This is a genomic window from Streptomyces misionensis (assembly GCF_007896895.1).
GTDB lineage: Bacteria > Actinomycetota > Actinomycetes > Streptomycetales > Streptomycetaceae > Streptomyces > Streptomyces misionensis_A.
In genome coordinates this window covers 1-8166 of the sequence record NZ_VOGW01000210.1, presented here as the reverse complement: position 1 = coordinate 8166, position 8166 = coordinate 1, and the positions used below count along the sequence as shown (strand labels likewise).

General features: G+C 71.3%; 7 protein-coding genes. 3 read left to right on the top strand and 4 right to left on the bottom strand.

Translation table 11 applies throughout. The features are described from left to right. Positions 1-78 precede the first annotated feature (78 nt). Genes FRZ03_RS38610 through FRZ03_RS39665 form a run of 3 tightly spaced genes read right to left on the bottom strand, consistent with a single transcriptional unit; the run spans position 79 to position 2422 of the window. Positions 79-489, bottom strand: a complete 411-nt coding sequence (locus FRZ03_RS38610) for a RidA family protein (RefSeq protein ID WP_146469832.1) — start codon at positions 487-489, stop codon at positions 79-81. Beyond that, a complete protein-coding gene (locus FRZ03_RS38605) occupies positions 486-1274 on the bottom strand; it encodes an IclR family transcriptional regulator (protein WP_146469831.1) in 789 nt (262 codons plus the stop codon). Before FRZ03_RS38605 ends, FRZ03_RS38610 begins: the two co-directional genes overlap by 4 nt. Next, entirely contained in the window at positions 1271-2422 is a 1152-nt protein-coding gene (locus tag FRZ03_RS39665; RefSeq protein ID WP_398662332.1) for a sugar kinase, read from the bottom strand. The genes FRZ03_RS38605 and FRZ03_RS39665 overlap by 4 nt, the downstream gene beginning before the upstream one ends. A gap of 742 nt (positions 2423-3164) precedes the next feature. Between FRZ03_RS39665 and FRZ03_RS38595 the strand changes: the two genes are divergently transcribed. Continuing rightward, on the top strand, positions 3165-4376 hold the full coding sequence (locus FRZ03_RS38595; RefSeq protein WP_146469830.1) for a pyridoxal phosphate-dependent aminotransferase: 1212 nt from the start codon (positions 3165-3167) through the stop codon (positions 4374-4376). Between the two features lie 115 nt (positions 4377-4491). Continuing rightward, complete coding sequence (locus tag FRZ03_RS38590) at positions 4492-4914, top strand: SCO4983 family protein (RefSeq protein WP_146469829.1); 423 nt, start codon at positions 4492-4494, stop codon at positions 4912-4914. A gap of 249 nt (positions 4915-5163) precedes the next feature. On the opposite strand, the gene FRZ03_RS38585 is transcribed toward FRZ03_RS38590, so the two are convergent. Then, the gene (locus FRZ03_RS38585) at positions 5164-6984 is read right to left on the bottom strand and encodes a phosphoenolpyruvate carboxykinase (GTP) (protein ID WP_146469828.1); all 1821 of its coding nucleotides are present in this window, start codon (positions 6982-6984) and stop codon (positions 5164-5166) included. 332 nt (positions 6985-7316) lie between these two features. On the opposite strand from FRZ03_RS38585, the gene trhA reads away from it, so the two are divergent. Continuing rightward, positions 7317-8030 carry a PAQR family membrane homeostasis protein TrhA gene (gene trhA / locus FRZ03_RS38580; RefSeq protein ID WP_146469827.1) on the top strand — a complete coding sequence of 238 codons (714 nt, stop codon included), beginning with the start codon at positions 7317-7319 and terminating at the stop codon, positions 8028-8030. Positions 8031-8166: the final 136 nt, after the last annotated feature.

The following is an 8166-nucleotide window of genomic DNA, read 5'->3' as shown; positions in this document are numbered from 1 at the left end:
GTGCTTTCGGGCAGGGAGGAGCGCGGCACGGCGCCCCGGAGGGTGCCGTGCCGTGTGCGTCGTACAAGGGGGTGGGGCTCAGCCGAGGACGGCGAGTGCGTCGATCTCGATCAGGAGACCGGGCGGGAGGCCGACGTAGACCGTGGTCCGGGCGGCGGGCGGCTGGGTGAGGGCCTGGTCCTCGAAGTAGGCGTTGTAGATCTCGTTCATCTCGGCGAAGTGGTCCACGTCCGTGAGGTAGACGCGGATCATCATCACGTCCTCCCAGCTCGCGCCGCCCTCTTCGAGGATCGCCTTGACGTTGGCGAGGGTCTGGAGCGTCTGCTCGCGCAGGGTGGGGCCGGCCGGGGTCGGGGGCTTGCCCTCCTCGGCGGGCAGGAACCCGACCTGGCCGGCGACCTGGAGGATGTTGCCCTTGCGTACGCCGTGCGAGAACTTCGCGGGCGGCGTGGTGTGGGTCTTGGGGGTGAGGGCGGTCTTTTCGGTCATACGTGATCCTTACGGGCGTTCTGCGATGGTTGTTCCGTGACGGGAGGTCTGCCGGAGAATTCGGCGCTGATGGCGTCCGCGGTGCGGCGGACTAGCGGGAGGAGGGCGAGCAGTTCGTCGGCGGTGACGACCACGTTGGGGGCGGAGACCGACATCGCGGCGGCCACCCGGCCGTCGGCGCCGCGGATGGGCGCGGCGACGCAGTTGATGGACTCCTCGTGCCCGCCGAGGTCGGTGGCCCAGCCCTGGTCGCGGACCTTGGCCAGCTCGCGGAGGAAGGCTTCGGCGTTGGGTGTGGAACGGGGGGTGTACGACGGGTAGTCGAGCTTTTCGGCGAGGGCTCGGCGTTCGGCTTCGGGGAGATCGGCGAGGAGGAGTTTGGCGACGGCGGCGACCGTGATGGCCACGGGCTTGCCGATGCGGGAGTACATGCGGACCGGGTAGCGGCTGTCCACCTTGTCGATGTAGAGGACCTCGTGCTCCTCGTAGACGGCCAGGTGGACGGTGTGGCCGCACTGTTCGTTCAGCCGTACGAGGTGGGGGTGGGCGATCTCGCGGACGTCGAGGTTCTCCATCGCCTCCTGGGCGAGGGCGAAGAGGCGGGCGCCGAGGCGGTAGCGCTGGTCGGTCTGGCGGTAGACCAGGCCGTGTTCGTGCAGGGTGCGCAGGAGTCGCAGGGCCGTGGACTTGTGGACGCCGAGCCGGTCGGCGACCTGGCCCAGGTCGGCGGGGCCCTCGGCGAGCAGCGGCAGGATGCTCAGGGCGCGGTCGACGGTCTGACTCATGTGGGGTTCGCCTCCTCCGGTGCCCGCACGGCCTGCGTCCAGCCGGGGGCGAGTCGAAGTCTCCCCCATGCGGGGGCGTCCAGGGTGACGAGGCGGTCGGCGTCGGCGCGGCCGGGCGGTGCGGCGAGGTCGGTGGGAGCGGTGAGGGCGGCGGCGGCAGCGAGATGGCCGTACCTGAGCCGTTGCCGTACGGGGAGCCCGCGCAGGGTGGCGGAGAGGAAGCCTGCGGCGAAGGCGTCGCCTGCGCCGATGGAGGACACGACGTGCACGCGGGGGGCGGGTTCGAAGACGGCGCGCGCCACGGCGTCGGCGGCGGCCCGGCCCTCCGAGAGTCCGCGCGTCGGCGGCTTCGGGTCCGTGACCGCGTCCGTACCCGCGTCCGTGCCCGCATCCGCATCTGTGTGCGTGCCCGCGTCCGCCCCTGTGTGCGTGCCCGCGCCCCTACCCGCGTCCGTGCCCGCGAGGGGGCCGTGGGCGAACGCCGTCGCCCCGCTCTCCCCCGCCTTCACCACCAGTACCGCCGGCTCGGGCAGCGCCTTTCTGATCGCGTCCGGGCCGCCCGTGACGCCCCAGGCGTCCTCCGCCTCGTCCGTCCCCACGAACACGATGTCGGCCCGCCGCGCCAGTTCCAGCAGCACCCCCGCCTCGCCCCGCTCCGGCCACAGCGCGGGCCGGAAGTTGACGTCGAAGGAGATCAGCGGACCGCCGGTGCGCGGCGCCGTCAGCCGCCACAGCAGTTCGCGGCACTCCGGCGACAACGCCGCCGTGATCCCCGACAGATGCAGCACCCGGCACGCGCGTACCGCCGCCATGTCCACGTTGGTCACGGACAGGGCGGACGCCGCCGAGCCCGCCCGGTAGTACGCCACCTCGTGCGCGCCCGTGGCGCGGTCCGCCCCGGTGCGGAAGTAGACGCCGGTGGGGCGGTCGGGGTCGCGCCGGACGGCGCGGACGTCGACGCCGTGGTCGGCGATCCGGGCCAGCAGGTGGTCGCCGAAGCCGTCCGCGCCCACCCGGCTCACCCACCGCGTGGAATGGCCGAGGGCGGCCAGCGCGCAGGCCACGTTGGACTCCGCGCCGCCGATCGCGCGGTCGAAGGACGGCACGTCCGCGAGCCGCCCCGGGCGGGTGGGCACGAAGGTGACCATGGACTCGCCGAGCGCGACGGCATCCACACACTCCACCTCGTAAGCAGCGTCGTCGATGATGGCTCCTGTCGATGTCCGGGGCGCGGCCGGGGCGGAGGTCGTCGGGGCATCGGCGCCGCCGGAGGCGGGGGCGGATGTCACCGGGGCCACGGCGTCCGCGGGCGCGCTCTCCGTGGCACCGGCCTGTCCGCCGCTCCTGGAGCGGGACGCGGCGGGGTCGTCCGAGCCGCCGGCCACGCCCGCGATCAGCGCGACGGTGCCGGCGACGCCGAGCGCCCCGGCGACGGCCGCGAGCCGGCGGCGGCCGCCCTTGCGCCGCTGCTCCCGCCGGCGACGCCCGGCACGGCCCTCATCGGGACCGGACGCTTCGGGACCGGACGCTTCGGGACCGGATACGGCGGAACCGGGCGCGCCGGGGCCGGGTCCGAGGTCGGTGATCGGGGGCAGCTCGCGGGTCTCGTCGTAGGCGTTCTGCCAGCCGTGGGCGGCGGCGGGGTCGGCGTACTCCTCATAGGACGGGGCGGGACCCGGCCGCGGATGGAACACGGGCGGCGGGACGCGCCCCTCCCCCGCTCCGGGTCTCGGCGGCTCCGACTCGTACCCACGTTCGCTGGACACGACAGCGGATTCCAGGGAGGCGAGGGAGTACCGAGACAGCCGTAGGAACATTCCGGGCAAATCCATGTCTCACGTGGCGGAAAACACCACCCATGAGACAGGGCCGGGCCCTAAGCTCACGCGTATGCAGGTGATCCAGTCGACCAAGCTCGCCAACGTCTGTTACGAGATCCGGGGCCCGGTTCTCGAGGAGGCCATGCGGCTTGAGGCGGCGGGCCACCGCATCCTCAAGCTCAACACCGGCAACCCGGCCGCCTTCGGCTTCGAGTGCCCCCCGGAGATCCTGGAGGACATCCTCCGCAACGTCTCCACGGCGCACGGCTACGGCGACGCGAAGGGCCTGCTGGCCGCCCGCCGCGCGGTCGTCATGCACAACCAGACCCTCGGCATCGAGACCGACGTCGAGCACGTCTTCATCGGCAACGGCGTCTCCGAGCTGATCGTGATGGCGATGCAGGGCCTGCTGGACGACGGCGACGAGGTCCTCGTACCGGCGCCGGACTACCCGCTGTGGACGGCCGCGGTCTCGCTGTCCGGCGGCACGGCGGTGCACTACCGCTGCGACGAGCAGTCCGACTGGATGCCCGACCTCGCCGACATCGAGAGCAAGGTCACCGACCGCACCAAGGCGATCGTCATCATCAACCCGAACAACCCCACGGGCGCGGTCTACGACGAGTCCGTGCTCAAGGGGCTGACGGACATCGCCCGCCGCCACAACCTGCTGGTCTGCTCCGACGAGATCTACGACAAGATCCTCTACGACGACGCCACGCACACCCCGACGGCCAAGGTCGCCCCCGACCTGCTGACGCTGACCTTCAACGGCATGTCGAAGGCGTACCGGGTGGCCGGTTACCGGGTGGGCTGGATGTCGATCTCCGGCCCGCGCGCCCACGCCGACTCCTACATCGAGGGCCTGACGATCCTGGCGAACATGCGGCTGTGCGCCAACATGCCGGGCCAGCACGGCGTGGTCGCCGCGCTCGGCGGACGCCAGTCCATCCAGGACCTGGTGCTGCCGGGCGGGCGGCTGAAGGAGCAGATGGACACGGCCTACGAGCTGCTGACGCAGATCCCGGGCGTGAGCTGCGTCCGGCCGAAGGGCGCGCTGTACCTCTTCCCGCGCCTGGACCCGCAGGTCTACAAGATCCGGGACGACCGGCAGATGGTCCTCGACCTGCTGCGCCAGGAGAAGATCATGGTGGTGCAGGGCACGGGCTTCAACTGGCCCGAGCCGGACCACTTCCGGGTGGTCACCCTGCCGACCGTCGGGGACCTGAAGGACGCGGTGACGCGGATCGGAACCTTCCTGGACGGCTACGGCCAGCGCTGACCAGGGACGACGCCGAACCCACCGTGGTCGACGGGCCTCAGCCCGTGACCCGACTCAACTTTAGACGAAATCCAAGCTAGGATGGTTTCCTGTCAGAGCACAGGAGGCCATCCCCATGTACGAACCGATCCGCACCAAGTCGGTCCACAGCACGATGGCCGGCACCCCCTCCGACTTCCCCCACCGTTCGCGCGAGGAGGAGCTGGACATCCAGCTTGCCGGGCATCTCGCCGCGCTGCTCGCGGTCACCGACGAGCTGCGCGCGCTGACGCCCTCGGCCGACCTGGACACGGCCGCTCAGCGGCTGGCCGGCGAGCTGAGCCGGCTGCGGGGCGGTACACCGCTGCGCGCGGCGTCCACCGCGGCCGACGGCGACCCCCTGGCGCTGCACCGGAAGGCGCACGCCCTGGCCGGGCGGGCGCTGGTGGTCGCCGCCTCGCGCGCCGACACGGCGGCGGCGATCCTGTCCGCCGAGCGCATGGACGCCCACACGGCCGCCCTCGCGGCCGACCCGAGGGAACTCACCACCACCGGCTGATCCCCGCCGGCCCTGCGGGGTCCCCACGACCGGCCCCGGTCCGCGCGCACCCGCAGCGACGCGCGGACCGGGTGCCTCGACTCGGCCGTACCGACAGGTCGTCATGTGCGCGCACCGGGCCGGGGCCCGTCGCCGTACGCCGTTGTACGGTGCGGGCCCCGGCCCGGTGCGTTGCGGTTCCGCGGCCGGCCTTCGTGACGACTATTGCTGGTCAGGGCTAGTCGGACCGGCCGCGGAGTTCTCGGGGGCTCAGCCCAGGCGCTCGACGAGCGCGCGGTACTGGTCCCACAGTTCCTTCGGGGTGTGGTCACCGAAGGTGTTGAGGTGCTCGGGGACCAGCGCGGCCTCCTCGCGCCAGACCTCCTTGTCGACCGTGAGCAGGAAGTCCAGGTCGGCGTCGGACAGGTCGAGGCCGTCGGTGTCCAGGGCCGCCTTCGCCGGCAGGACGCCGATCGGGGTCTCGACGCCCTCGGCCTTGCCGTCCAGGCGCTCCACGATCCACTTCAGGACACGGGAGTTCTCGCCGAAGCCGGGCCAGACGAACTTGCCCTCGTCGTTCTTGCGGAACCAGTTGACGTAGTAGATCTTCGGCAGCTTGGACTGGTCCTTGTCCTTGGCCACGTCGATCCAGTGCGCCATGTAGTCGCCCATGTTGTAGCCGCAGAACGGCAGCATGGCGAACGGGTCGCGGCGCAGCTCGCCGACCTTGCCCTCGGCGGCGGCGGTCTTCTCGGAGGCCACGTTGGCGCCGAGGAAGACGCCGTGGTTCCAGTCGAACGACTCGGTCACCAGCGGCACCGCGCTGGCGCGCCGGCCGCCGAAGAGGATCGCCGAGATCGGCACGCCCTTGGGGTCCTCCCACTCGGGCGCGATGATCGGGCACTGCGACGCCGGCACGGTGAAGCGGGCGTTGGGGTGGGCGGCCGGGGTCTCGGAGGCCGGCGTCCAGTCGTTGCCCTTCCAGTCGGTCAGGTGGGCCGGCGCCTCCTCCGTCATCCCCTCCCACCAGACGTCGCCGTCGTCGGTGAGCGCCACGTTGGTGAAGACCGCGTTGCCCCACAGGGTCTTCATCGCGTTGGCGTTGGTGTGCTCACCCGTGCCGGGCGCGACGCCGAAGAAGCCGGCCTCGGGGTTGATCGCGTACAGGCGGCCGTCCTCGCCGAAGCGCATCCAGGCGATGTCGTCGCCGATGGTCTCCACGGTCCAGCCGGAGACCGTGGGCTCCAGCATGGCGAGGTTGGTCTTGCCGCAGGCGCTCGGGAACGCGGCGGCGACGTACTTGGACTCGCCCTGCGGCGGGGTGAGCTTGAGGATCAGCATGTGCTCGGCGAGCCAGCCCTCGTCGCGCGCCATGACGGAGGCGATACGCAGCGCGTAGCACTTCTTGCCGAGCAGGGCGTTGCCGCCGTAGCCGGAGCCGTACGACCAGATCTCGCGCGACTCGGGGAAGTGGGAGATGTACTTGGTCCGGCTGCACGGCCACGGCACGTCCGCCTGGCCCGGCTCCAGCGGGGCGCCCACGGTGTGCACGGCCTTGACGAAGAAGCCGTCGTCGCCCAGCTCGTCGAGGACGGCCTGACCCATGCGCGTCATCGTGCGCATGGAGACGGCGACGTAGGCGGAGTCGGTGATCTCCACGCCCAGCGCGGAGAGCGGGGAGCCGAGCGGGCCCATGCAGAACGGGACGACGTACATGGTGCGGCCGCGCATGGAGCCGCGGAACAGGCCCTGCTCGCCGGTGAAGATCTCCCGCATCTCGGCGGGGGCCTTCCAGTTGTTGGTCGGGCCCGCGTCCTCCTCCTTCTCGGAGCAGATGAAGGTGCGGTCCTCGACGCGCGCGACGTCGGTCGGGTCGGAGGCGGCGTAGTAGGAGTGCGGGCGCTTGACCGGGTCGAGCTTCTTGAAGGTGCCCTTGGCCACGAGCTCCTCGGCGAGGCGCTCGTACTCGGCTTCGGACCCGTCGCACCAGACCACGCTGTCCGGCTGCGTCAGTTCGGCGATCTCATTGACCCACGAGATCAGTTCCTGGTGGTTGGTGGGAACGCTGGTAGCCGAGTTGTCGCGCGCCACGGTTGCTCCTAAGTGAGGGATTTTGTCCTTGTCGCCCCGTGGGGGCTGCGACCCGGACGCTTCGCTGTCGCTCATCCGGTGCCGACTGCACTCATTTGATCATCCGCCCGTAGCGCCCATCTGTCCAGGGGGTCTCACAGGTGAGCGGAGTGAGCTCGGCCACGGTTCCAGGGGCGTTTGCGTTTCCTTTACGTTCGGCTTGATTTCGGCTGAAGGTTTTTTTGCGTCCGCCCGACCGACGGACGGCTGACGGACGGCTGACGGACGGCCGATGACCGGCCGATGGAGGCCCCTCACATCCGACTTACGGCGCCGTAGGTACCATGCGGCGCATGACTGCGTCCGTCCCCAACGCACCCACGGACACGCCGGCCGGCGGCCGCGGCCCCATGGCGCTCTCCCTGCCGCATCCGGTCAAGCCCAGACTGCGCGGCTGGCTGCACCTCGGCATGTTCCCCGCCGTACTCGTCGCGGGCCTCGTGCTCACCGCCCTCGCCGACTCGACCAGAGGCCGCGTCGCCTGCGGGATCTACGTCCTCACGGCCTGCCTGCTGTTCGGCGTCAGCGCGCTGTACCACCGGGGCAACTGGGGCCCGCGGATGGGCGGCCTGCTGCGCCGCCTCGACCACGCCAACATCTTCCTGATCATCGCGGGCACGTACACCCCGCTGACCCTGCTGCTCCTGCCCGGCGCGAAGGGCCAGTGGCTGCTGTGGGGCATCTGGGCCGCGGCCGCGGCCGGGATAGTCTTCCGCGTCTTCTGGGTCGGCGCCCCGCGCTGGCTCTACACGCCCTGCTACATCGCGATGGGCTGGGCGGCCGTCTTCTTCCTGCCCGACTTCCTGCGCACCGGCGGCATCGCCGTGCTGACCCTGGTGATCGTCGGCGGCCTGCTGTACAGCGCGGGCGGAGTCGTCTACGGCATCAAGCGGCCCAACCCGTCACCGCGCTGGTTCGGCTTCCACGAGGTCTTCCACTCCTTCACGCTGGCGGCCTTCGTCGTCCACTACGTGGGCATCTCGCTGGTCGCCTACCAGCACGCGTAGCCCTCCCCCACCACAGCGGCCACGGCTCCTCCGAGCCGTGGCCTTTTCCGTGCTGCGCGTCGGGCCGCGGCCGTTCCCGGGCATGGCCGCTCCCGCCGTCGATGCCGGACAATGAGCCCCATGACGGCCGCACGAC